This is a genomic window from Streptomyces sp. NPDC057877, from assembly GCF_042796855.1.
GTDB lineage: Bacteria > Actinomycetota > Actinomycetes > Streptomycetales > Streptomycetaceae > Streptomyces.
This window is the reverse complement of sequence record NZ_JBHVMS010000013.1, coordinates 1-25,790: the sequence shown is the minus strand read 5'-3', so window position 1 is coordinate 25,790 and position 25,790 is coordinate 1. Positions and strand designations below refer to the sequence as shown.

Sequence of the window (25,790 nt, the reverse complement as noted above, 5' to 3'; positions counted from 1 at the left end):
CCCGACCGACATATCCCCAGCTCAGCCCGAATGTCAGTGCCGAGGTGCAGGATGGACGCATGGTCAGCGACGCACACCGAGCCCTGGACGGCTTCTCCCGAGCGACCCGCGGTTGGTTCACGGGCGCCTTCTCCGCGCCCACCGCGGCCCAGGCGGGCGCGTGGCAGGCCATCAGCGAGGGTTCCGACGTCCTGGTGGTCGCGCCGACCGGCTCAGGCAAGACCCTCGCCGCCTTCCTCGCCGCCCTGGACCAGCTCGCCTCCACGCCCCCGCCCGCCGACCCCAGGAAGCGCTGCCGGGTCCTGTACGTCTCCCCGCTGAAGGCCCTCGCCGTCGACGTCGAGCGCAACCTCCGCAGCCCCCTGACCGGCATCCGCCAGGAGTCCGTGCGCCTGGGCCTGCCCGAGCCCGAGGTGAAGGTCGGCATCCGCTCCGGCGACACCCCCGCCGCCGAGCGCCGCGCCCTGGCCACCCGCCCACCGGACATCCTCATCACCACCCCCGAGTCCCTCTTCCTGATGCTGACGTCGGCCACCCGCGACGCGCTGACCGGCATCGAGACGGTGATCCTCGACGAGGTCCACGCGGTGGCGGGCACCAAGCGCGGCGCCCATCTCGCCCTCTCCCTGGAGCGCCTCGACGAACTCCTGCCGAAACCGGCCCGCCGCATCGGCCTGTCGGCCACGGTCCGCCCCGTCGACGAGGTGGCCCGTTTCCTCTCCCCGCAGCGCAGGGTGGAGATCGTCCAGCCGAAGTCGGGCAAGGAGTTCGACCTGTCGGTCGTCGTCCCGGTGGAGGACCTCGGCGAGCTGGGCGGTTCCCCGGTGGCCGACGGCTCCGAGGGCGCCGAGCGCCCGTCGATCTGGCCGCACGTCGAGGAGCGCATCACCGACCTCGTCCAGTCCCACCGCTCCACGATCGTCTTCGCCAACTCCCGCCGCCTCGCGGAGCGCCTCTGCAACCGGCTCAACGAAATCGCCTACGAACGCGCCACCGGCGAGACCCTGGACGAGCACCACGCCCCCGCCGAACTCATGGGCGGCTCCGGGGCCGCCCAGGGCGCCCCGGCCGTCATCGCCCGCGCCCACCACGGCTCGGTCTCCAAGGAACAGCGCGCCCTCGTCGAGGAGGACCTCAAGGCGGGCCGCCTCCCCGCCGTGGTCGCCACCTCCAGCCTGGAGCTGGGCATCGACATGGGCGCCGTGGACCTGGTCGTCCAGGTGGAGTCCCCGCCCTCCGTGGCCTCCGGCCTGCAGCGGGTCGGCCGCGCGGGCCACCAGGTCGGCGCGGTCTCCACCGGCGTGGTCTTCCCGAAGTACCGCGGCGACCTGGTCCAGTCGGCGGTGGTCACCGAACGCATGCGCACCGGTGCCATCGAGTCCCTGCGGATCCCGGCCAACCCGCTGGACGTCCTGGCCCAGCAGCTCGTGGCCATGACCGCCATGGACACCTGGCACTTCGACGACCTGCTGGCCATGGCCCGCCGAGCCGCCCCCTTCGCCTCCCTGCCCGAATCCGCCTTCACCGCGGTCCTGGACATGCTCGCGGGCCGCTATCCGTCCGACGCGTTCGCTGAGCTACGCCCGCGTGTGGTGTGGGACCGGGTGACGGGCACCATCACCGGCCGCCCAGGCGCCCAGCGCCTCGCCGTCACCTCGGGCGGCACCATCCCGGACCGCGGCCTCTTCGGTGTCTTCCTCGCCGGAGCCGACCCCAAGAAGGGCGGCGGCCGCGTCGGCGAACTCGACGAGGAGATGGTCTACGAGTCCCGCGTGGGTGACGTCTTCACCCTGGGCACCAGCTCCTGGCGCATCGAGGACATCACGCGCGACCGGGTCCTGGTCTCCCCGGCGCCGGGCGTGCCGGGCAGGCTGCCCTTCTGGAAGGGCGACCAACTGGGCCGCCCGCTGGAGCTGGGCCGCGCGGTGGGCGCGTTCCTGCGCGAGGTCGGCTCACTCACCAAGGAGGACGCCCGCCTCCGGCTGCTCGCCGCGGGCCTGGACGCCTGGGCCGCCGACAACGTCCTGTCCTACCTGGACGAACAGCGCGAGGCCTGCGGCCACGTCCCGGACGACCGCACCATCGTCGTCGAGCGCTTCCGCGACGAGCTGGGCGACTGGCGGGTGGTCGTGCACTCCCCCTTCGGCGCCCAGGTGCACGCCCCGTGGGCGCTCGCACTGGGCGCCCGCCTCTCCGAGCGGTACGGCATGGACGCGCAGGTCATGCACGCCGACGACGGCATCGTGCTGCGCCTCCCGGACGCCGACCTGCTGAGCCTGGACCTGCTCGACCAGGAGCCCGTGAAGGCGGGCACGGAGTACGACGCCGAGCAGGCCCCGGTCGGCGCGGCGGACGTCGTCTTCGACAAGGGCGAGGTCGACCAGGTCGTCACCGACCAGGTGGGCGGCTCGGCCCTGTTCGCGTCCCGGTTCCGGGAGTGCGCCGCCCGCGCGCTGCTGCTGCCGCGCCGCAACCCGGGCAAGCGCACCCCGTTGTGGCAGCAGCGCCAGCGCGCCTCCCAACTGCTGCAGGTGGCGGGCGAGTTCGGCTCGTTCCCGATCGTCCTGGAGGCGGTCCGCGAGTGTCTCCAGGACGTCTTCGACGTCCCCGGCCTCGTCGAGCTGATGGGCGACCTGGAGTCCCGCAAGGTCCGCCTGGTCGAGGTCACCACCCCCGAGCCCTCCCCCTTCGCCCGCTCCCTCCTCTTCGGATACGTCGCGCAGTTCCTGTACGAGGGTGACTCCCCGCTCGCCGAGCGCCGCGCCGCCGCGCTGTCGCTGGACTCCCGGCTGCTGGCCGAGCTGCTCGGCCAGGCGGAGCTGCGCGAACTGCTCGACGCCGAAGTGTTGACCGAGCTGGAGCGCGAACTCCAGTGGCTCACCGAGGACCGCCGCGTCAAGGACGTCGAGGGCGTCGCGGACCTGCTGCGACTGCTGGGCCCGCTCACCGACGCCGAGCTGGCCGAGCGCGGCGCCGAACCGCAGTGGGCCGGGGAGCTGGCCGGGGCCCGCCGCGCCATCCGCGTCCGGATCGGGGGTGCCGACCACTGGGCGGCCGTCGAGGACGCGGGCCGCCTGCGCGACGCCCTCGGCACCGCCCTGCCGGTCGGCGTCCCGGAGGCCTTCACCGAGCCGGTGAAGGACCCGCTCGGCGACCTCCTCGCGCGCCACGCCCGCACCCACGGCCCCTTCACCTCGGCCACCGCCGCCGCCCGTTTCGGCCTGGGCGTCGCGGTCACCGAAGGCGCCCTCCAACGCCTGGCCGCGAGCGGCAGGGTCGTACAGGGCGAGTTCCACCCGGCGGGCATCGGCCAGGAGTGGTGCGACGCGACGGTACTGCGCCGACTGCGACGCCGTTCCCTGGCCGCGCTGCGGCATGAACTCGAGCCGGTGCCGCCCCCGGCGCTCGCCCAGTTCCTCCCCCAGTGGCAGCACATCGGCAAGGGGCACAGCCTGCGCGGCATCGACGGCTTGGTGCGCGCCGTCGAACAGTTGCAGGGCGCGTCCGTGCCCGCCTCCGCCCTGGAGAAGCTCGTCCTGCCGTCCCGCGTCATGAACTACACCCCGGCGATGCTCGACGAACTCACCGCGTCCGGGGAGATCGTCTGGGCCGGAGCGGGCGCCCTCCCCGGCAAGGACGGCTGGGTCTCCCTCTACGTGGCGGACGCGGCCCCGCTGCTCCTGCCGCCACCGCACCCCCTGGAGCTGACCGCGCTCCACCAGTCCGTCCTGGACGCCCTCTCCGGCGGCTACGGCCTGTTCTTCCGCCAGATCGCCGACCAGGTGCGCGCCACCACCCACCCCGACGCCACCGACCCCCAACTGGCCGACGTCCTGTGGGACCTGGCCTGGTCCGGACGGCTCACCAACGACACGCTCACCCCCATGCGCTCCCTGCTCGGCTCCGGCCGCACCGCGGGCTCCACGGCCCACCGCGCCAAGCGCACGGTCCCGCGCGGGCGTTACGGCTCCCTGACGGCCGCCGCCCGCACGGCGTCCCGCAGCGGCCCGCCGACCGTCGCCGGACGCTGGTCCCTGCTGCCCGCCCGGGAACCCGACACCACCGTGCGCGCCCACGCCCTGGCCCGCACCCTCCTCGACCGGCACGGCGTCGTCACCCGGGGAGCCGTCGCCGCGGAGGGCGTCGAGGGCGGCTTCTCGGCGACGTACCGCATCCTGTCCGCCTTCGAGGAGACCGGCCAGGCCCGGCGCGGCTATGTGGTGGAGGGCCTGGGCGCCGCCCAGTTCGCGATGGACGGCGCGGTGGACCGCCTCCGCGCGGTCGCCAACGCCCGCGACCGGGGAGCCGCCCCACCATCCGTCCCCGACTTCGGCGACGGCTTCCCCACGGACGCGGCCAGGCACCCGGGCACCTTCCTGAGCACCGGAGCCGATACCGAAGCCGACGGGGACCCCTACTCCACCCACGACTTCGGCGAACCCGACCCCTTCGCCCCCTCCCCCGACAACAACAGCGGCTACGGCTACGACTCTCCGTCCGCACACCCCTCCCCAGGCGACTACGTCTCCCCCCGCGACCTCCCCCCGCAAGCTCCCCCGCCCTGGCAACACGGCACCCGCACCCCGTACGACGCCCGCCGCAGCCGCGCGTCCGCCGCTTCCCGCGCGGTCGTCCTGGCCGCCGCCGACCCGGCCAACGCCTACGGCGCCGCACTGCCCTGGCCCGAGCCACCGGAGGGCGCGGGCCACAAGCCGGGCCGCAAGGCGGGCTCGCTGGTGGTCCTCGTCGACGGTGAGCTGGCCCTCTACATGGAGCGCGGCGGCAAGTCCCTGCTGGCCTGGCCCGCCGCCCCGGACGGCCCGCCCGCCGACGACACCCGCCTGCGCGACGCCGCGGAGGCCCTCGCCGCAGCCGCCCGCGCGGGCTCCCTCGGCACGGTCACGGTCGAGCGCGTCAACGGCAACCCGGCCCTGACCTCCCCCATCGGCACCCTCCTGGAAGGAGCGGGTTTCATCGCCACCCCGCGCGGCCTCCGCCTGAGAGCCTGACCGCCGAACCCCATCCCATCCCATCCCCGACCCGCTCCCGCCCCCGGCCCCACCCCCGACCCCGACGGGCCCCGGCCCGACCCCCGACCCGCTCCCGCCCCACGCCCCACCCCCGACCCCGACGGGCCCCGGCACCATCCCCGACCCCGACCGGCCCCGGTCGTGTCACCCTGGACCCATGCCCGAAGGAGACACGGTCTGGCAGGCCGCGAGGCGGCTGCACGGCGCGCTCGCGGGCAGGACGCTGACCCGCTCCGACCTGCGGGTCCCCAAGTACGCCACCGCCGACCTCACGGGCCGCGCCGTCCTGGACGTCACCCCGCGCGGAAAGCACCTGCTCACCCGCGTCGAGGGCGGTCTGACCCTGCACTCGCACCTGCGGATGGACGGCTCCTGGAAGGTGTTCACCCCCGGCCAGCGCTGGACGGGCGGCCCCGCCCACCAGATTCGCGCCATCCTCGGCACCGCTGACCGCACGGCCGTCGGCTACCGCCTCCCCGTCCTCGAACTCCTCCGCACCACCGACGAACACCGCGCCGTGGGCCATCTCGGCCCCGACCTCCTGGGCCCCGACTGGGACCCCGACCGGGCCCTCACCAACCTCCTGGCGGACCCCGCGCGCCCCCTCGGCGAGGCCCTCCTGGACCAGCGCAATCTCGCGGGCATCGGCAACGTCTACAAGAGCGAGCTGTGCTTCCTGCTGGGCGTCACGCCCTGGCTCCCCGTCGAGGACGTCCCCGCCGACCGGGCCGCCCAGCTCGTCACCCTCGCCAAGAAGCTCCTGGAGGCCAACCGGGACCGTCCCGTCCGCACCACCACGGGCCGCCGTGGCCAGGACCTGTTCGTCTACGGCCGCGCCTTCCGCCCCTGCCTGCGCTGCGGGACCCCGGTCCGCGTCGCCGACCAGGGCGACGGCTCCCGGGAGCGCCCCACCTACTGGTGCCCCACCTGCCAGCCCGGCCCCGCACCGGCCCCCGGCACCCCGCAGGCACGCCGAGCCCGCCAGCCGTCCCGCGGGATCCGCCCACCCAATTGACGACCCGTCAGAAACGCCCGTACCTTCCCCGCATGGCCGCCCAGCCGCACGACCCCACCCCGAAGCACCCCACCCCGAAGCACCCCACCCCGAAGCACCCCACTCCGAAGCGTTCCACTCCGAAGCACTTGACTCCGAAGCGCTTCACCCCAGGGCCCTCCGCCCCAGGACCCGCCCCCCTCAGGGCCTACGACCTCACCGGCCGCACCGCCTTCGTCACCGGCGCCGCCAGCGGCATCGGCCGCGCCTCGGCGGTGCTGCTCGCCCGGGCCGGAGCGACCGTGCACTGCGCGGACCGGGACGCCCAGGGCCTGCACGAGACGGCGACCCGCATCAAGGCACTGGGCGGCACGGCACACCCGCACCACCTGGACGTCACCGACCACGACCGCCTCCGGGAGGCCGTGGGCTCGTGCGAGCGGCTCGACGTCATGGCCGCGATCGCCGGGATCATGCACCGCAGCCCGGTCTTGGAGACCCGCGACGAGGACCTGGACCGAGTGCTGGACGTCAACTTCAAGGGCGCCCTCCACGCCTGCCAGGAGGCGGCCCGCAAGATGCTGGCCCAGCAGAGCGGCGGCAGCATCGTCACCATGGCCTCCGGCGCCGTCGACACCGGCGGCCCGGGCCTGCTCTGCTACGGCGCGGCCAAGGCGGCGGTCGTCCAGCTGACCAAGACGCTCGCGACCGAGGTCGGCCGGTACGGCATACGCGTGAACGCCGTCGCGCCGGGCTGGATCCGCACCCCCATGACGGAGCACCCCGACAGCGAGGCCGAGCAGCGCACCGAGGCCCTCATGGCCCGCAGGTCCCCCCTAGGCCGGGTCGGCGAACCGGACGACGTCGCCCACACCGTCCTGCACCTGGCGTCCGACGCGTCCGCCTTCACGACGGGCCAGATCCTCCGCCCGAACGGCGGAGTGGCCATGCCGTGGTGACCCCGGAGGACTCCCGACCGCCGCCCGCGTCCCCCCGCCACGCGACCATCCACCGCCGCCCACCCACGGCTCCCTCGGCCCGCGCCTTGGCCACACAGTGCACGGGCAACAGGCTCAGCCCCCACCCCCCGGCCGCCACCGCCCCCTCCACCAGCCCGGCATCCGGGGCCACCACCAGCCGCACCACGGCCCACCACCACACCGCCCCGAGCCCCGCGACGGCCCCCCAGCGCGCTATCCGCCCGACCATGGCCCGTCACCTCCAGCCCGATGCCAGTAAGCCCTCCCCGCCCGCCAGGACGACGCTAGAGAGGCACCTCACCGACCGGGAGGGCGCATCAGCGGCACAAAGGCGCACCGCGGGCATCGCGCGCACCGCTCACCACTGGCCGCGAGATCGACGAGGGCACCCCGCAGCGCCAGGGAAACGGTCTTCGCCTCCCTCGGCCGACCGATCAGTCACTCAACGATGACCGCAACCCCCCGAACCGGCAAACGGACCAAGGCGAACCGAGTCCACCGCCCCCACCAACGCGAAAACCCCGACCACGCCCCTCCGGATCTTCCCGGAGGGACCCCTGGCCGGGGCCTCACAGTCTTGGTCGGTCAGCCGCTCATCGGCGTCCGGACCGCACCCTCATCACGCGGCGACCACGTCCACCGCTTCCGCCGGCGCCTTGATGGTCACCCGTTCCGGTGGCACACCGGTCACCGAGACGGAGCCCAGCATCGGACGAACCGGCGTGGGCACGGGCTCGCTCGGGGTGGCCGCAGCGGACTGGGCCAGCTCGGCGAGGGCGAGTTCGTCGCTCACTTCCCGCATCAGTTCGGACATCCGTACGTCCAGCGCGTCGCAGATGGCGGAGAGCAGTTCGGAGGAAGCCTCCTTCTGCCCCCGCTCCACCTCGGAGAGATAGCCGAGTGAGACTCGGGCGGACGAGGAGACTTCGCGCAGAGTACGGCCCTGGCGTTGGCGCTGCCGACGCAGCACGTCACCCAGCAGGCGACGGAGCAGAATCATCGGTGGCTCCCTCCTCGGACCGCGTAGCCGCATCCTTCACGCCCCACCGTACCGCCTCGCGCCGCGGCCGTGCGGGGAGCGATGTCGTGTTCACTCAGGGCTGCAAACATCAAAACCCCCCGTTCTGTTCCGTATCCTGTGCCCGCTCATTCCCGGTCTGTTCGCCCGCAAGCTCCTGGAGGAGCAGGGTGAGTACGCTCCGTACACTCTCTCTACGAATTTCCGCCCGGTCGCCGTTCAACCGCAGCGCCCGCACTTTTCCGCCAGGGGCGGAACCGGAACCGGGTCCGAAGGGCCCGTCCACGGCGACGAAGACCGTCCCCACGGGCTGCCCGTCCTGCGGTTCCGGACCGGCGACACCGGTGGTCGCTATGCCCCAGTCAGCGCCGAGGACCCTCCGGGCTCCCGCCGCCATCTGTACCGCGACCTGCGCATCCACCGCTCCGCGCTGCGCCAGCAGGGTGGCGTCGACGCCGAGCAGCTCATGCTTGAGCGCGGTGGCGTACGCCGTGATCGATCCCCGCAGCGCCTTGGACGCCCCCGGGACCGCCGTGATCTCCGCGGCCACCAGTCCACCGGTCAGCGACTCGGCGACGGCGACCGTCTCGCCCCTCACGCTGAGTAGTCGCACGACGTCGGCGGCCGTGGAACTCACCCTTCCGTCTCCTCCAACGCGGCCTTGCGCTCGGCGATTCCCCGCCTGCGCAGCACAATGGCCTGTCTCACATAGTCCAGCCCGGTCACCACCGTCAGGACGACCGCCGCGGCCATCACCCAGAACCTCAGTGTCGCCAGCCACCCCGTCAGTGCCAGCACGTACATCCCCACGGCCACGCCCTGGGTGAGGGTCTTGAGCTTGCCGCCCCGGCTCGCCGGGATGACGCCGTACCGAATGACCAGAAAACGCAGGAGCGTGATCCCGAGTTCCCGCCCGAGGATCACCACCGTCACCCACCACGGCAGATCGCCCAGCGCGGACAGACAGATCAGCGCCGCCCCCATGATCGCCTTGTCGGCGATGGGGTCGGCGATCTTCCCGAAGTCGGTGACGAGGTCGTACGTCCGCGCGAGATGGCCGTCGAACAGGTCGGTGATCATGGCGATGGCGAAGGCCGCCCACGCGAGCGACCGCCAGGCCGGGTCGTAGCCGCCGTCGGCCAGCATCAGCGCGATGAAGCCGGGGACGAGCAGCAGCCTGAGCATGGTCAGGAGGTTGGCGACATTCCAGACGCTGGCCTGGTTGACGGCCGCAGCCGCCAGCTTGCCGCCCCGCGCGGGACGACCGTCGTCCTGGTTCTCCGGCGGCTCCTGCGAGGCGCGCACCTCCTGCGCCCCCGGCTCACCGGAAGCGGCGGTCGGCTCGGCGGCCCCGGAAGCCTCCCTCGGCGTCGACGTCCCCCTGGGTTTCGGCGATCCGCCGACGGACTGCGCCCGGGAGGAGCCACCCGCGGCGGACGCCGGTACTCCGGTCATCTCCCCGCCTCCTCAGTGCCGTCGGGCCCGCCGACGAGCGCGCCCTGCAAGGGCTCGGCCACCAGGTCGACACCCTCGGTACCGACCACCTTCGCGTCGACCATGCGGCCGACCCGCAGCCCCGTGCCGCTCGTGAGCAGCACCTGCCCGTCCGTCTCGGGCGCCTGGTGCGCCGCACGGCCGTAGACGCCCTCCTCGGCGTCCACCGACTCCACGAGCACCCGCACCGTCTCCCCGAGGCGCTCCTCGGCCCGCTGGGAGACCAGTTCCTCGGCCAGCCGGGAGATGTGGGCGAGCCGCTCGGCGACCACGTCCGGGTCGAGCTTGTTGTCGTAGGTGGCGGCTTCCGTGCCTTCCTCGTCGGAGTAGCCGAAGACACCGATCGCGTCCAGCCGCGCGCCGTTCAGGAACCGCTCCAGCTCGGCGAGGTCGGCCTCGCTCTCGCCGGGGAAGCCGACGATGAAGTTGGAGCGCACCCCGGCTTGGGGCGCCTTGCCGCGGATGGTGTCCAGCAGCTCCAGGAAGCGGTCGGTGTCACCGAAGCGGCGCATCGCGCGCAGCACGTCCGGAGCGGAGTGCTGGAAGGACAGGTCGAAGTAGGGGGCGACCTTCGGGGTGGAGGTCAGTACGTCGATCAGGCCGGGCCGCATCTCCGCGGGCTGCAGGTAGCTCACCCGCACCCGCTCGATGCCGTCGACCTCCGCCAGTTCCGGCAGCAGCGACTCCAGCAGGCGGATGTCGCCCAGGTCCTTGCCGTAGGAGGTGTTGTTCTCGGAGACCAGCATGATCTCCTTGACGCCCTGCTCGGCCAGCCAGCGGGTCTCGTTCAGTACGTCGCTCGGGCGGCGGGAGATGAAGGAGCCGCGGAAGGAGGGGATGGCGCAGAAGGTGCAGCGCCGGTCGCAGCCGGAGGCGAGCTTCACCGAGGCGACGGGCGAGCCGTCCAGTCGGCGGCGCAGCGGCGCGCGCGGGCCGGAGGCCGGGGCGAGGCCTTCCGGGAGGTCGAGCGGGCCGTGCCCGGGGAGCGCGACCTCGGCCGCGGACTCCTGCCGCTGCGCGGGGCTGATCGGCAGCAGCTTGCGCCGGTCGCGCGGGGTGTGCGCGGCGTGGACGCCACCGCTCAGGATGGTCTGGAGCCGGTCGGAGATGTCGGCGTAGTCGTCGAAGCCGAGCACGCCGTCGGCCTCGGGGAGGGCCTCGGCGAGTTCCTTGCCGTACCGCTCGGCCATGCAGCCCACCGCCACGACGGCCTGGGTTCTGCCGTGTCCCTTGAGGTCGTTGGCCTCCAGGAGGGCGTCGACGGAGTCCTTCTTGGCGGCCTCGACGAATCCGCAGGTGTTGACGACGGCGACGTCCGCGTCCTCGGCGTCCTCGACGAGCTGCCAGCCGTCCGCCTCCAAACGGCCTGCCAGCTCCTCCGAGTCCACCTCGTTACGGGCGCAGCCAAGGGTGACCAGTGCGACGGTACGGCGTTCAGGCATGGGCTCAAGACTACTTTGTCCGACTGACAGCCCACGTCGACGGGGCTGGACGCGTCCACGGACACCTCCAGCCCCGCGTTCCGGGCGCATCCCGCTAGCCCGCCTGCGGGTCACCCTTCGTGTACGTCAGCCGCTCCACGGCCCCCGGCTGGAAATCGTCCTCGATCTTCTTGCCGTTGACGTGCAGCTGGATCATCCCGGCGTCGCCGAGGACGAGGTTGATCTTGGAGCTGTCCTGGAAGGTCTTGGAATCGCCCTGTTCCAGCAGACCGTCGAAGAGGAGTCGGCCGTTGTGGTCCTTGGCCGAGATCCAGCTGCGGCCGTCGACCGCGGCGACCTGGACGGTGACCTTGTCGCGGGGCGCGGCGGCGATGGCGCTCTCGGTCGGATCGGGCTTGGGGTCGGCGGGCTTCTTGGTCGCGGCGCTCGGCGACGGCGACGTGGACGCCTCGGGCGCGCCGCCCTCGGCGACCTGCTGTCCCGCGCCGCCCTCGGACTCGCCCTTGAACGCGGTGAACGCGACGAAGCCGACGACGGCGACGATCGCGGCGACCATGGCCGCGGTCCAGTTGGGCCCCCGCCGCTCGGGGCGGATGCGCTCCGCCTCGAACAGGGGTGCGGCCGGGGTGGGAGCGGGGCGCCCGCCGTGCTCGGAGTCGTACTGGGAGATCAGCGGGGCCGGGTCGAGGTGGACGGCCTTGGCGAGGGTCCGGATGTGACCGCGGGCGTAGACGTCCCCGCCGCAGGGGGCGAAGTCGTCGGCCTCGATCGCGTGCACGATGGCGATACGGACCCGGGTGGCGGTACTGACGTCGTCGACGGTCAGCCCGGCGGCGATGCGTGCCTGCTGCAGGGCTCGGCCGACGGAGGGGCGGGCCTCGTCGGAAACGTCTTCGAATGGACGCTCGTCTTCAGGGGAGTTGCCGATGGACACGGGGGCGCCTTTCGAGCGTGTAGCCACCTGCTGGAGGTTCAGTCTAGGGGGGGTGCGAAAGGGTGGGGCAACCGGGCGGAGGGACTTTGTACGCCATCGGAATGGCCGGTCATGCCGATGGTGCGTGAGATGCGTTTCGCTTCCCTCAACTTGACGTGCGTCACAGGGAAACGGTTGCTCACTGATCCCTTACGGGTGAGTCACGATCCCGCATCCGGCCGAAACCCCATCCGCCGTCCGCGCAACCGCCCCGCCGCGCGACGGGACCTGGCCACCGTCTCTCTACGCACCATCCTCCCCACGGATGACCGCCAGCACACCGTCCAGCTCATCGGGTTTCACCAGAACGTCACGCGCCTTGGACCCCTCGCTCGGCCCGACGATGTTCCGCGACTCCATCAGGTCCATCAGCCGCCCGGCCTTCGCGAAGCCGACCCGCAGCTTGCGCTGGAGCATCGAGGTCGACCCGAACTGCGTCGAGACCACCAGCTCGGCCGCCTGGCACAACAGGTCGAGGTCGTCGCCGATGTCCTCGTCGATCTCCTTCTTCTGCTTGGTCCCCACCACGACGTCGTCCCGGAAGACGGGCGCCATCTGGTCCTTGCAGTGCTGGACGATCACCGCGACCTCTTCCTCGGTCACGAAAGCGCCCTGCATCCGGGTCGGCTTGTTCGCGCCCATCGGCAGGAACAGCCCGTCGCCCTTGCCGATCAGCTTCTCGGCGCCCGGCTGGTCGAGGATCACGCGCGAGTCGGCGAGCGAGGAGGTGGCGAAGGCGAGCCGTGACGGCACGTTCGCCTTGATCAGGCCGGTGACCACGTCCACCGACGGCCGCTGCGTCGCCAGCACCAGATGGATACCGGCCGCTCGCGCGAGCTGCGTGATCCGCACGATCGCGTCCTCGACGTCCCGCGGCGCGACCATCATCAGGTCGGCCAGCTCGTCGACGATCACCAGCAGGTACGGGTAGGGCTGAAGCTCCCGCTCACTGCCTTCCGGCGGTTTGACCTTGCCCTCGCGCACGGCCCGGTTGAAGTCGTCGATGTGGCGGTAGCCGTAGGCGGCCAGGTCGTCATACCTGAGGTCCATCTCCCGTACGACCCACTGGAGCGCCTCGGCGGCCCGCTTCGGGTTGGTGATGATGGGGGTGATCAGGTGCGGGATGCCCTCGTAGGCGGTCAGCTCGACGCGCTTGGGGTCGACCAGGATCATCCGGACGTCCTCCGGGGTCGCCCGCATCATCACCGAGGTGATCAGACAGTTGATGCAGGACGACTTGCCGGACCCGGTGGCACCGGCGACCAGCATGTGCGGCATCTTCGCCAGCGAGTGCATGACGTAGCCGCCCTCGACGTCCTTGCCGAAGGCCACCAGCATCGGGTCGTCGTCCTCGGCGGACTCCGCGAGCCGCAGGACGTCACCGAGGTTGACCATCTCCCGGTCGGTGTTCGGGATCTCGATGCCGACCGCCGACTTGCCGGGGATCGGGCTGATGATCCGTACGTCCGGGCTGGCGACGGCGTAGGCGATGTTCTTGGTCAGCGCGGTGATCCGCTCGACCTTCACGGCGGGGCCCAGCTCCACCTCGTAGCGCGTCACCGTCGGCCCGCGCGTGAAGCCGGTCACCCGGGCGTCGACCTTGAACTCGGAGAACACGGTGGTGAGCGACTCGACGATGGCGTCGTTGGCGGCGCTGCGCGCCTTGCCGGGGCCCCCGCGCGTGAGGAGGTCCAGGGACGGCAGGGAGTAGGTGATGTCGCCGGAGAGCTGGAGCTGTTCGGCGCGCGGCGGCAGTTCGCGGGCGCCCGGGGGCGGCGTCTTGGTGAGGTCGGGGACCTCGGCCTTGAGCTGCCGCGGCTTCTGCTTCTCCTGCGGGGGCCGTGCGTTCTCCTGCTGGGGCCGTGCGTTCTCCTGCTGGGGTCGCGCGGCCGGGACGGGCCTCGGCGTCGGGGTGGTCTCCTCGCGGTCGCCCGCGCTCACGCCCTGGGTGAGGTCGGCGACGACCGGGGAGGGCGGCATCCCGTGCAGCACCGCCCCGTCGAGCGCCGCGGCGGCGGCCGCGGCGACGTCCACGGCGTCCATCTGCCGGTCCATCTCGGGCTGCGGCACGGCGGAGCGCCTGGGGCGGCTCCGACGCCGGGAGAGCGCCTCCTGCTCGGCGTGGTCGGGGTCGTACGCCTCCGGGGCGGGAGCGCGCCTGCGGCCGCGCGCGGGCAGCGCCTCGCGCCACTGCTCGTCGTAGCGCGCGTCGTCCTCGCCGAGCGGGTCCTCCTCGGGATCGCGCAGCAGTCCGAGCTTCACCCCGAGCAGCCGCAGCCGCTGCGGGATGGCGTTGACCGGGGTGGCCGTCACGACCAGCAGCCCGAAGACGGTCAGCAGGACGAGCAGCGGTACGGCGAGCACCTCGCCCATGGTGTAGTTCAGCGGGGTGGCCGCGCCCCAGCCGATGAGGCCGCCCGCGTCCCGTATGGCCTGCATGCCGTCGCTGCGGGCGGGTGAGCCGCAGGCGATGTGCACCTGGCCGAGGACGCCGATGACGAGCGCGGACAGACCGATGACGATCCGCCCGTTGGCCTCGGGCTTCTCCGGGTGCCGGATGAACCGTACGGCGATCACCGCGAGCAGGATCGGCACCAGCAGGTCGAGCCTGCCGAAGGCGCCGGTCACCAGCATCTCGACGAGGTCGCCGACGGGTCCGCGCAGATTCGACCAGGTGCCCGCGGCGACGATCAGCGACAGCGCGAGCAGCAGCAGCGCGACGCCGTCCTTGCGGTGCGCGGGGTCGAGGTTGCGGGCGCCCTGCCCTATGCCGCGGAACACCGCCCCGACGGCGTGCGCGAGCCCGAGCCAGACGGCGCGTACGAGCCGGTAGACGCCCCCGGTCGGGTTGGGTGCCGGTTTCGGCGGCGCCGCCTTCTTGGCGGCGGCCTTCTTCGCCGGTGCCTTCTTCGCGGGGGCTTTCTTGGCCGCGGTCTTCTTCGCCGGAGCCTTCGCGGAAGCGGCGGCCTTCTTCGCGGGCTGCTTCTTGGCTGCGGAGGGACGTGAGGCCATGGGTGTGAGGTTACCGGTGGACCCCCCACCCGACACGTCTGGCTACCGCTTCACCCATTCGTGTCGCGCCTCGGCAGCCCCAAAGGTGACGTCACATCACCGCGCCATCGAACGGGGGCAACCGCCGCAGCGGAACCGGCAGTTCTACGACGGCAACGAGGTCGCCCCGCCGACGCCCGGCTCCAGCGCGTCCAACGCCCGCCGCAGACCGGTGAGTTTGCGCTCCAGATGCGCCGCGGTGGCCACCGCCGCCGCGTCCGCCGACTCGTCGTCGAGCTGCTTGGAGAGCGCCTCGGCCTGCTCCTCGACCGCCGCCAGCCGCGCCGACAGCTCGGCCAGCAGACCGGCCGACTGCTCCTTGCTGCCGCCGCCGACACCGGCCTTGCCGCCGCCCTCCAACTGGAGCCGCAGCAGCGCCGCCTGCTCCCGTAGCTGGCAGTTCTTCATGTACAGCTCGACGAACACGGAGACCTTCGCGCGCAGCACCCACGGGTCGAACGGCTTGGAGATGTAGTCGACCGCGCCCGCCGCGTAGCCGCGGAAGGTGTGGTGCGGGCCGTGATTGATCGCGGTGAGGAAGATGATCGGGATGTCCCGGGTCCGCTCGCGCCGCTTGATGTGCGCGGCGGTCTCGAAACCGTCCATTCCCGGCATCTGCACATCCAGCAGGATGACCGCGAAGTCGTCCGTGAGCAGTGCTTTGAGCGCTTCCTCCCCGGACGATGCCCGCACCAGCGTCTGATCGAGCGCGGAGAGAATCGCCTCCAGCGCCAGCAGATTCTCCGGCCGGTCATCGACCAGGAGGATCTTGGCCTTCTGCACCATGGCCCGCCCTCCTCGCCCCGGCGTGGGGCCACCCCTGTCCGCAGGACTTGGCGCGGCGCCGCCCGGCGCCACCCCAGGGGACGGCTCCCTTGCGCCGCCCGTCCTCGTGCCGGTCATCGTAGCCGCACCCCGCTTGTCGCCACACCCTGTCACCGCGATGTCACTGTGCACGTAGCAGAAACGTAGCGGGAGACCAGAAGGTTCCCCGAATCACGCGCTTCCACACACCCTCCACCACACTGAGTCAACAACTCCGCGCATCAGTCGAGGCCTTGCGCCGTGCCCACGCTCCCGCCTCGGACGTCGCCCTCACTCCTGCCGCATCCACGTCGCCATGACCGACAGCAGGTGATCGGGGTCGACGGGCTTGGTCACATAGTCCGAGGCGCCCGACTCGATCGCCTTCTCCCGGTCGCCCTTCATCGCCTTCGCGGTCAGCGCGATGATCGGCAGCCCGGCGAACTGCGGCATGCGCCGGATCGCCGTGGTCGTGGCGTAGCCGTCCATCTCCGGCATCATGATGTCCATCAGCACCACCGCCACGTCGTCGTGCTGCTCCAGGACCTCGATCCCCTCGCGGCCGTTCTCGGCGTACAGCACCGAGAGGCCGTGCTGTTCCAGGACGCTGGTCAGCGCGAACACATTGCGGATGTCGTCGTCGACGATCAGCACCTTCTCGCCGCCGAACCGGATGCTCCGCATGGACTGGGCTGCCGCGTCCTGCTCGGTGGCGGCCCACTGCTCGGGCTGCCCCTGCGGCAGTGCCCGCGGCTCGGCCGCCGCCGCCCTGCGCCGCCGCCGGAAGAGGGCCGCCGCGCCGTTCTGCGTCTCGCGGTACGACTTCACCTCGGCCGGCGTCTCGATCTCCACGTCCGACAGCTCGGGCGCGGGCAGGATCAGGCTCCCGGGGTCCAGCGCCGCGACCGGCTGCTGATAGCCGTGCGGGGGCAGTTCGCTCGGGTGCAGCGGCAGGTACAGCGTGAACGTCGAGCCTCGCCCCGGCTCGCTCTGGGCGTGGATCTCGCCGCCCAGCAACTGCGCGATCTCGCGCGAGATGGACAGTCCGAGGCCGGTGCCGCCGTACTTGCGGCTGGTGGTGCCGTCGGCCTGCTTGAACGCCTCGAAGATGACCCGCATCTTGCTGGCCGCGATGCCGATGCCGGTGTCCGTCACCGAGAACGCGATCAGCTCCGCGTCCCGGTCGGTCAGCGAACCGGCGTCCACCAGCTGGTCCCGGATCTGCTGCGGAACGTCGTCCCGCGCGGGCCGGATGACCAGCTCCACCGAGCCGGAGTCGGTGAACTTCACCGCGTTCGACAGCAGGTTGCGCAGCACCTGGAGCAGCCGCTGCTCGTCGGTGTGCAGGGTGGCGGGCAGCTCCGGCGACACCCGCACCGACAGGTCCAGGCCCTTCTCCGCGGTCAGCGGCCGGAAGGTGGCCTCCACGTAGTCGACGAGCTGGACGAGCGCGATACGCGTCGGGGAGACGTCCATCTTGCCCGCCTCGACCTTCGACAGGTCGAGGATGTCGTTGATCAGCTGGAGCAGGTCGGAGCCCGCGCCGTGGATGGTCTCGGCGAACTCCACCTGCTTCGGGGTGAGGTTGCCGTCCGCGTTGTCGGCGAGCAGCTTGGCCAGGATCAGCAGCGAGTTCAGCGGCGTACGCAGCTCGTGCGACATGTTGGCGAGGAACTCGCTCTTGTAGCGCATGGAGACGGCCAGTTGCTCGGCGCGCTCCTCCAGGACCTGCCGCGCCTCCTCGATCTCGGTGTTCTTCACCTCGATGTCGCGGTTCTGCTGGGCGAGCAGCTCGGCCTTCTCCTCCAGCTCGGCGTTGGACGCCTGGAGGGCCTTCTGCCGCTGCTCCAGCTCCGCCGAGCGCAGCCTCAGCTGCTCGGTCAGCTCCTGCGACTGCCTCAGCAGCACCTCGGTCTTGGTGTTGACGGAGATGGTGTTGACGCTCGTCGCGATCATCTCGGCGATCTGGTTGAGGAAGTCCTTCTGGATGTGCGTGAACGGCGTGAAGGAGGCCAGCTCGATGACGCCGAGCACCTTCCCCTCGAACAGCACCGGCAACACGATCACCTGCACGGGCGGCGCCTCCCCGAGCCCGGAGGAGATCTTCAGATAGCCGCTGGGCGCGTTCTCCACCAGGATCGTGCGCTTCTCCTGGGCGGCGGTCCCGACGAGCGCCTCACCCGGCGCGAACGACGTCGGCATGGACCCCATCGAGTAGCCGTACGAGCCCAGCATCCGCAGCTCGTAGCGGTCGTCGCCGTCGGCCGCCTGGTCCTGGCCCTCGACCATCGGCAGGGCGACGAAGAACGCGCCGTGCTGGGCGGAGACCACCGGCGTCAGCTCGCTCATGATCAGCGAGGCCACGTCCTCCAGATCGCGGCGCCCCTGCATCAGGGCGGAGATCCGAGCGAGGTTGCCCTTGAGCCAGTCCTGCTCCTTGTTGGCGATCGTGGTGTCGCGCAGGTTGGCGATCATCTTGTTGATGTAGTCCTGCAGCTCCGAGATCTCCCCGGAGGCGTCCACGTCGATCTTGAGGTTGAGGTCGCCACGGGTCACCGCGGTCGCCACGCGCGCGATGGCGCGCACCTGCCGGGTCAGGTTCCCGGCCATCTCGTTCACGGATTCCGTGAGGTCGCGCCAGGTGCCGTCCACGTCACGCACGCGTGCCTGCCCGCCCAGCTGCCCCTCGGTGCCCACCTCACGGGCCACGCGGGTGACCTCCTCGGCGAAGGAGGACAGCTGGTCGACCATGGTGTTGATGGTCGTCTTGAGTTCGAGGATCTCCCCGCGCGCGTCGATGTCGATCTTCTTCGTCAGGTCGCCCTTGGCGATGGCGGTGGTCACCATGGCGATGTTGCGCACCTGACCGGTCAGGTTGGACGCCATCTGGTTGACGGACTCGGTGAGGTCCTTCCAGGTGCCCGCCACACCCGGTACGTGCGCCTGACCGCCCAGGATGCCGTCCGTGCCCACCTCGCGGGCCACCTTGGTGACCTGCTCGGCGAACGAGCTCAGCGTCTTCACCATGGTGTTGAAGGTGTCGGCGAGCTGCGCGACCTCGCCGCGCGCCTCGATCGTCACCGTCCGCGTCAGATCGCCGTTGGCGACCGCCGCCGCGACCTGGGAGATGTTCCGCACCTGCACGGTCAGGTTCTTGGCCATCAGGTTGACGTTGTCGCTGAGGTCCTTCCAGATCCCCACGACGCCGGGCACGTGCGCCTGCCCGCCGAGGATGCCCTCGGTGCCCACCTCGCGGGCCACGCGCGTGACCTGCTCGGCGAAGGACGAGAGCTGGTCCACCATCGTGTTGACGGTGGTGACCAGTTCGAGGATCTCGCCCTTGGCGTCGACGGTGATCTTCTTCGACAGATCGCCCTTGGCGACGGCGGTGGTGACCTCGGCGATGTTGCGGACCTGGATGGTCAGGTTGTTCGCCATGAAGTTCACGGACTGCGTGAGGTCCTTCCAGGTGCCGGAGACCCCCTGCACCTCGGCCTGGCCGCCGAGGATGCCCTCGGTGCCCACCTCGCGCGCCACGCGCGTGACCTCTTCGGCGAACGACGACAGCTGGTCGACCATCGTGTTCAGGGTGTTCTTCAGCTCCAGGATCTCCCCGCGCGCGTCCACGGTGATCTTCTGGGAGAGGTCACCCCGGGCCACCGCGGTGGCGACCTGCGCGATGTTGCGGACCTGGCCGGTCAGGTTGGACGCCATGCCGTTCACGGAGTCCGTCAGGTCCCGCCACACGCCCGCGACGCCCGGCACCTGCGCCTGCCCGCCCAGGCGCCCCTCGGTGCCCACCTCACGGGCCACCCGCGTCACCTGGTCGGCGAAGGCGGAGAGCTGGTCGACCATCGTGTTGATGGTGTTCTTCAGCTCCAGGATCTCCCCGCGCGCGTCGACGTCGATCTTCTGCGACAGGTCACCGCGCGCCACGGCCGTCGTCACCTGGGCGATCTGCCGCACCTGGGACGTGAGGTTCCCGGCCATGAAGTTGACCGAATCCGTCAGTTCCTTCCAGGTGCCGGACACGCCGTCCACCCGCGCCTGACCGCCGAGCCGCCCCTCGGTGCCCACGTCCCGGGCCATCCGCGTGACCTGCTCGGCGAACGACGACAGCTGGTCCACCATGGTGTTCACGGTGTTCTTCAGCTGGAGCATCTCGCCGGACACGTCGACGGTGACCTTCTGCGACAGGTCGCCGTTGGCCACGGCCGTCGTCACCTGGGCGATGTTGCGCACCTGTCCGGTGAGGTTGCGGAACGCCGTGTTGACGGAGTCCGTCAGGTCCTTCCAGGTCCCCGCCGCCCCCGGCACCTGCGCCTGACCGCCCAGCTCACCCTCGACACCGACCTCGCGCGCCACGCGCGTGACCTCGGCCGCGAACGCGGAGAGCTGGTCCACCATCCCGTTGACGGTGTTCTTCAGCTCCAGCATCTCCCCGGCCACGTCCACGGTGACCTTCTGCGACAGATCACCGCTGGCCACCGCCGTCGTCACCGCGGCGATGTCGCGCACCTGGGTGGTCAGGTTCCGGAAGACGGTGTTGACGGAGTCCGTCAGGTCCTTCCAGGTCCCCGCCGCCCCCGGCACGTTCGCCTGCCCGCCGAGCCGCCCCCCGCCGCCGACCTCGTTGGCGACACGGGTGACCTCGTCCGCGAAGATCCGCAGCGTCTCGGTCATCTGGTTGATCGTCTCGGCGAGCTGCGCGACCTCGCCCCGCGCGGGCACGGTCACCTTCCGCGACAGATCACCGCTCGCGACCGCGGTCGTCACCTCGGCGATCCCGCGCACCTGAGCGGTGAGGTTCCCGGCCATGGTGTTGACGGAGTCGGTCAGCTCCTTCCACACCCCGGCCACCCCGGGCACCTGGGCCTGACCGCCCAGCTCACCCTCGGTGCCCACCTCGCGCGCGACCCGGGTCACCTCGGAGGAGAACGCCGAGAGCTGGTCCACCATCGTGTTGACGGTTTCCTTCAGCTCCAGCATCTCCCCGGCCACGTGAACCGTGACCTTCCGGGACAGATCACCCTTGGCGACCGCGGTCGTCACCAGCGCGATGTCCCGCACCTGCGCCGTCAGCCGGTACGCCATCGTGTTGACGGACTCGGTCAGGTCCTTCCAGGAACCCGACATGCCGCGCACCCGGGCCTGCCCGCCCAGCTTGCCCTCGGTCCCCACCTCGCTGGCCACGCGCGTGACCTCGTCGGTGAACGTCGACAACTGGTCGACCAGGTTGTTGACCGTCCGCCCGACCTTCAGGAACTCGCCCCGCAGCGGATGCCCGGTCCCGTCCGGCGCCTGCGTCCGCAGGTCCATCCGCGGCGAGAGATCACCGTCCGCGACCGCCGACAACACCCGGCTGACCTCGGAGACCGGCCAGACCAGATCGTCGACCAGGGCGTTCGAGGCGTCGATGGCCGCCGCCCAGGACCCCTCGGAAGCGCCTGTCTCCAGCCGTTCCGTGAGCTTCCCCTCACGCCCCACCATGCGCCGTACGCGCGACAGCTCACCCGTGAGGTGCAGATTCCGGTCGGCCACCTCGTTGAAGACGGCCGCGATCTCGGACATCACGCCGTCGCCGGACACGGTCAGCCGTTTCCGGAAATTGCCGTCCCGCATGGCCACCAGAGCCGTCAGCAGCCGGTTCAGGGCAGCCGTGTCGACCTCGGTGGTCCCGTGACGACTGCCCAGGGAGCGTCCGCCCTTCGCGCGCGTCTTCGTGGCCCGCGTCGCTGCGCCAGACTCCACTGTGTCCCTCCCGCAGGGGTCGACCGTTGCTGCTGTGCTCGGGTGCTGCTCGGCGTACTGACCTACTAACAGTTGTTACTACCAGTCGGTCACTACTGGGTCATTCCTACCGGACCTGCCGGAGTTCCAGGCCGCCGAAGGGCTGCTGCCCGCCATACCCGGATCACACTCGGCCTGCCCGGAGCTTCACCAGAAGCCTGCCCAGTGTTTCACCCATGCCGAACCAGGCCATAACAGTTCGGCAGCTTCGCACATCGTCCGCACACCCTCCGGGCGGAAACACTGGTGACCGGCATCCGCATGGACCGCGAAGGTAAGTAACCTTGCATGCGGCTGTCCAGCCGCGCCGGTCCGTCCGGCCTGGGCGGTGGCACGGATACGAGCGGGCATCGGAGGGGCGGCCGCACACATGACCACCGGACTGATCCCGGGGGGACAGCCCCCGGACCCCCGGCCGACGGGCATTCTGCCGTCGCAGACGCGACGCGAGCCGGTCGATCCGGGGGCGCAGCACGTCGAAAGCAGGTCGAGGAGTTCCGTGATCACCGCGCGCGCGGCCGCCACCTTCGAGCCCGTCGGGCGCTCGGTCGCGTCGGCCCGCTCCTTCGTCCGCGACACGCTCCAGGGCTGGGGCTTCGGCGACATCGTCGACGACGCCGTGGTCCTCACCAGCGAGCTGGTCACCAACGCCGTGGTGCACGCGGGCACCGCCGCGGACGTCCTGTGCCTGCGTTCCGAGGACGGCGTACGCATCGAGGTCGCCGACCGCTATCCCGAGCGCGAGGTCCCGCTGCAGAGCTCCGCCGTCAACATGGGCAGCCCCGACCGCGAGGGCGGACGCGGCCTCCAGCTCTGCGCCGCCCTCGCGGGCCGCTGGGGCGTCGAGTACACCCCGACCCACAAACAGGTCTGGTTCCAGCTCGACCTCCCCCAGCGCTCGGTCGGTACCCGCACCGCCGGCCCCTCCCTCCCGTCCGACCTCCTGCCGCTCGCCGACGCACGCGTCCGGGTCGCCGTCATCCAGATCGACCGCGGCGGCGCCATCACCGCCTGGAACGACGACGCCGAGGACCTCTTCGGCTACCCCGCCGAGCAGGTCACCGGCAAGCCGCTCACCGACTTCGCCGCCTGGCCGCACACCCCCGGCACCAGCACCGGCATCGCCGAGGCCCTGCAGCTCTCCCGCTGGGAGGGCAGCTACGGCATCCGCGCGGCCAACGGCCGCGTCACCCCGGTCTACGCCTCCCACCTGCGCGTCCGCGACACCTCCGGCGACCCCTCCACGGTCTGCCTGCTGGTCCGCGACCACGAGCGGGCCGTACTCCAGACACCCACGCGTGTCACCGGCGGATCCGACTCAGGTAGTACCTCCGAGGGCCAGAGCGCCGATCCGTTCGAGGTCTTCATCGGCTCCCCCGCCCCGGACGACCTCGACGGCCTCCTCCAGCGCACCGTGGAACGCGCGCGCGACATGCTCGACGCCGACGCCGCCTTCCTCCTCCTCGCCACCGACGACGAGACGGAACTGGAAGTACGCGCCTCCACGGGCCTGCCCTCGGCCCGCCAGCGCTTCGCCCGCGTCCCCGTCGAAGGGGGCTCCGGCCGCTACGGCTCCGCCCGCATGCCCGCCGTCCACGACGACCTCACCGCGGTCGCCGGAGCGGTGCCCCTCCTCAACGGCACCGGCATGCGCTCCGTCGTCACCGTCCCCCTCAAGGTGGAGGGCCGCCTCACCGGCTCGCTCGGCGTCGCCGCCGAGGCCCCCGGCCGCTACTCGAACGAGGAGGCCCTGCGCCTCCAGTTCGCCGCCGACCGCATCGCCCTCGCCGTCGAGTCCGCCCGCCTCGGCGAACTGGAACGCCTGCGCCGCGGCTCCCTCAGCTTCCTCGTCGAGGCCTCCGACCTCCTCGCGGGCACCCTGGACCGCGACCAGACCCTCGCCCTGATGGCCCAGATGACGGTCCCGACCCTGGCCACCTGGTGCGCGGTCTACACGATCGCCGACCAGGCCTCGGAGCCGTATCTCTCCTACGTCCTGCACGAGGACGAGGAACTGATCGACGGCATCAAGTCGCTCCTCTCCAAGATTCCCCCGCCCGACCCGGTCCCCACCCCTGGCGCCCGCGTCTGGTCGGCCCCCGCCGAGGTCGCCCACCAGGCCGCCCTGCGCACCTCCATGCGCAGCCTCGGCCTCGGCGAACCCGCCACCGTCAGCTCCGGCATCGGCACCACCCTGGCCACCGCGGGAGCCGTCGGCGGCGAGACCGTCGTCCTCCCGCTGGTCGCCCGCAACCGCGTCATCGGCATGCTGACCCTCGGCAAGCCGACCGACGAACACTTCCGCCAGGAGATCCTCGAACTCGCCGAAGACCTCTCCCGCCGCGCCGCCCTGGCCCTGGACAACGCCCGCCTCTACTCCGAGCGCACCGCCATCAGCCAGTCCCTCCAGCGCAGCCTGCTGCCCCCGGACGTGCCCCAGATCGACGGCGTCGAGGTCGAGGTCATCTACCGCGCGGCGGGCGAGGGCAACGAGGTCGGCGGCGACTTCTACGACGTCTTCCCCATCCGCGACGGCGCCTACGGCTTCGCCATCGGCGACGTCTGCGGTACGGGCCCCAACGCGGCGGCCGTCACCGGCCTCGCCCGGCACGCCCTGCGCCTGCTCGCTCGCGAGGGCCTCAGCGGCCCGGCCGTCCTCCAGCGCCTCAACTCCGCGATCCTCGACGAGGGCGCCCGCAGCCGCTTCCTGACCCTCCTCTACGGCGAGATGCGCCCGCAGGAGGACGGCAGCGCGGAACTGAAGGTGGTCTGCGCGGGCCACCCCCTCCCGCTCCGCCTCCGCCAGGACGGCACGGTCGAGTCCGCCGCCGAACCCCAGCCGCTCCTCGGCGTCCTGGAGGACCTGGAGCTGTACGAGCAGACGGTGACCCTCGACCCGGGCGACGTCCTCCTCTGCGTCACGGACGGCGTCACCGAACGCCGCGAGGGCACCCGCATGCTGGGCGACGACGGCCTCGCCGACGTCCTCACGACCTGCACGGGCCTCACCGCGGGCGCGGTCGCCGCCCGCATCATGCGCGCTGTGGAACGCTTCGCCTCCGACGCCCCGTCCGATGACATGGCCATCCTGGCGATGCGGGTACCGGGCCCGCACCCCGTCTGAGGAAACGACGAAGGCCCCGCCCAACCGGGCGGGGCCTTTCTCAATCTCCGAGCCCCCAAACGGAATCGAACCGTTGACCTTCTCCTTACCATGGAGACGCTCTACCGACTGAGCTATAGGGGCCTGTCACCTCGCGAGGTTTCCCTCGCGGCAACGGAATAGATCATACCCCGAACAGACCCGTGCTCCCAACCGACGGGAAGTCAGGCCCCCGGCCGGGATCAGTGGGCGAACTGCAACAACCCGCCCAGCGCATTGCACGCCGAGGCGATCCGGTGCATGTCCCGCCGCGTCAACGAGGCGTCCACGGGCAGCGAAAGCGTCTCGTCCGCGGCCCGCTCCGTCTCCGGCAGCGACACGCACTGCCGGAATTCCGGCAGCCGATGCACCGGCGTCTTCACCGGCACCCGGCAGTCAACGCCCTTGGCCCGCAGGGCCCGTGCGAAAGCGTCCCGGTCCGGCCGCCCATTGCCGGGCACGCGCACGACGTACTGCTGATAAGTGTGCCCCACACCCCCCTCGGGTGTGCGCACCCCCTTCAACTTCCCATCCAGATAAGCGGCCCGCTGCCTGCGCTGAGCAACCTCGTCGTACGGCGCCTCGGACTCCCCCTGCTCCAGCACCAGCAGCCCGTGCCGCTGCCCCACGCCATGCAGCCGCACCACGTCAGCGGGCCGACCGAAGCGGTGTACGACAACGACAGCCGACGTCCGCGGACTTACGACCGCTTCGACCGCCAACGCGTCGAGGCAGTACGTCCCCGGATCCACGTCGGCGAACACCGGCCGCGCCCCGGCCAGCATCACGGCCTCGGCGACCTCCACGTTCCCGAAGGCCGGAACGACGACCTCGTCACCGACGCCGATACCGGCGGCCCTGAGCATTGCAGCAGTACCCATGCTGGGGATGCTGGGCGCGCAACGTGAACTCCAAGTGACGCAGAACAAAAAAGGGTTGGTCCCGGAACCGAAGTTCCGGGACCAACCCTTCTAATAATTGTTCGGCGGCGTCCTACTCTCCCACAGGGTCCCCCCTGCAGTACCATCGGCGCTGTAAGGCTTAGCTTCCGGGTTCGGAATGTAACCGGGCG

13 protein-coding genes, 1 tRNA gene and 1 rRNA gene are annotated in these 25,790 nt (G+C 71.5%); 4 read left to right on the top strand and 11 right to left on the bottom strand.

The features are described 5' to 3' along the window. Positions 1 to 59: 59 nt before the first annotated feature. The 3 genes from ACFVQG_RS33340 (at position 60) to ACFVQG_RS33330 (ending at position 6,983) form a co-directional block, all read left to right on the top strand. Positions 60 to 5,009: an ATP-dependent helicase gene (locus ACFVQG_RS33340; RefSeq protein WP_383390786.1), complete on the top strand. Its 4,950-nt coding sequence runs from the start codon at positions 60 to 62 to the stop codon at positions 5,007 to 5,009. 178 nt (positions 5,010 to 5,187) lie between these two features. Further along, on the top strand, positions 5,188 to 6,045 hold the full coding sequence (locus tag ACFVQG_RS33335; protein WP_383390784.1) for an Fpg/Nei family DNA glycosylase: 858 nt from the start codon (positions 5,188 to 5,190) through the stop codon (positions 6,043 to 6,045). A gap of 32 nt (positions 6,046 to 6,077) precedes the next feature. Continuing rightward, positions 6,078 to 6,983, top strand: a complete 906-nt coding sequence (locus tag ACFVQG_RS33330; protein ID WP_383390781.1) for an SDR family NAD(P)-dependent oxidoreductase — start codon at positions 6,078 to 6,080, stop codon at positions 6,981 to 6,983. 640 nt (positions 6,984 to 7,623) lie between these two features. On the opposite strand, the gene ACFVQG_RS33325 is transcribed toward ACFVQG_RS33330, so the two are convergent. From ACFVQG_RS33325 to ACFVQG_RS33290, 8 genes are all read right to left on the bottom strand, one after another. Further along, positions 7,624 to 8,004: a helix-turn-helix domain-containing protein gene (locus ACFVQG_RS33325; protein WP_003993396.1), complete on the bottom strand. Its 381-nt coding sequence runs from the start codon at positions 8,002 to 8,004 to the stop codon at positions 7,624 to 7,626. Between the two features lie 109 nt (positions 8,005 to 8,113). Continuing rightward, positions 8,114 to 8,659 carry a CinA family protein gene (locus tag ACFVQG_RS33320; protein ID WP_383390779.1) on the bottom strand — a complete coding sequence of 182 codons (546 nt, stop codon included), beginning with the start codon at positions 8,657 to 8,659 and terminating at the stop codon, positions 8,114 to 8,116. Further along, positions 8,656 to 9,477: a CDP-diacylglycerol--glycerol-3-phosphate 3-phosphatidyltransferase gene (gene pgsA / locus ACFVQG_RS33315; protein ID WP_383390777.1), complete on the bottom strand. Its 822-nt coding sequence runs from the start codon at positions 9,475 to 9,477 to the stop codon at positions 8,656 to 8,658. Before pgsA ends, ACFVQG_RS33320 begins: the two co-directional genes overlap by 4 nt. Next, complete coding sequence (gene rimO / locus ACFVQG_RS33310) at positions 9,474 to 10,958, bottom strand: 30S ribosomal protein S12 methylthiotransferase RimO (RefSeq protein WP_383390774.1); 1,485 nt, start codon at positions 10,956 to 10,958, stop codon at positions 9,474 to 9,476. The genes pgsA and rimO overlap by 4 nt, the downstream gene beginning before the upstream one ends. 94 nt (positions 10,959 to 11,052) lie before the next feature. Then, positions 11,053 to 11,892, bottom strand: a complete 840-nt coding sequence (locus ACFVQG_RS33305; protein WP_383390771.1) for a helix-turn-helix domain-containing protein — start codon at positions 11,890 to 11,892, stop codon at positions 11,053 to 11,055. A 282-nt stretch (positions 11,893 to 12,174) separates the two neighbouring features. Then, positions 12,175 to 14,943 (bottom strand): DNA translocase FtsK 4TM domain-containing protein, encoded by a 2,769-nt coding sequence (locus ACFVQG_RS33300; protein ID WP_383390770.1) that lies wholly within the window; start codon positions 14,941 to 14,943, stop codon positions 12,175 to 12,177. Between the two features lie 144 nt (positions 14,944 to 15,087). Continuing rightward, on the bottom strand, positions 15,088 to 15,768 hold the full coding sequence (locus ACFVQG_RS33295) for a two-component system response regulator (RefSeq protein WP_383390767.1): 681 nt from the start codon (positions 15,766 to 15,768) through the stop codon (positions 15,088 to 15,090). Between the two features lie 309 nt (positions 15,769 to 16,077). Further along, positions 16,078 to 21,537, bottom strand: coding sequence for a HAMP domain-containing protein (locus tag ACFVQG_RS33290; RefSeq protein WP_383390764.1), 5,460 nt, complete (start codon positions 21,535 to 21,537; stop codon positions 16,078 to 16,080). A gap of 409 nt (positions 21,538 to 21,946) precedes the next feature. Between ACFVQG_RS33290 and ACFVQG_RS33285 the strand changes: the two genes are divergently transcribed. Continuing rightward, positions 21,947 to 24,700 carry a SpoIIE family protein phosphatase gene (locus ACFVQG_RS33285; protein ID WP_383390761.1) on the top strand — a complete coding sequence of 918 codons (2,754 nt, stop codon included), beginning with the start codon at positions 21,947 to 21,949 and terminating at the stop codon, positions 24,698 to 24,700. A 50-nt stretch (positions 24,701 to 24,750) separates the two neighbouring features. Here ACFVQG_RS33285 and ACFVQG_RS33280 read toward each other — a convergent pair. The 3 genes from ACFVQG_RS33280 to rrf form a co-directional block, all read right to left on the bottom strand. Continuing rightward, a tRNA-Thr gene (locus ACFVQG_RS33280) sits at positions 24,751 to 24,823 on the bottom strand. A gap of 98 nt (positions 24,824 to 24,921) precedes the next feature. Further along, positions 24,922 to 25,584, bottom strand: a complete 663-nt coding sequence (locus tag ACFVQG_RS33275; RefSeq protein ID WP_383391326.1) for a DegT/DnrJ/EryC1/StrS family aminotransferase — start codon at positions 25,582 to 25,584, stop codon at positions 24,922 to 24,924. A 114-nt stretch (positions 25,585 to 25,698) separates the two neighbouring features. Continuing rightward, a 5S ribosomal RNA gene (gene rrf, locus ACFVQG_RS33270) occupies positions 25,699 to 25,790 on the bottom strand; the annotation flags it as partial.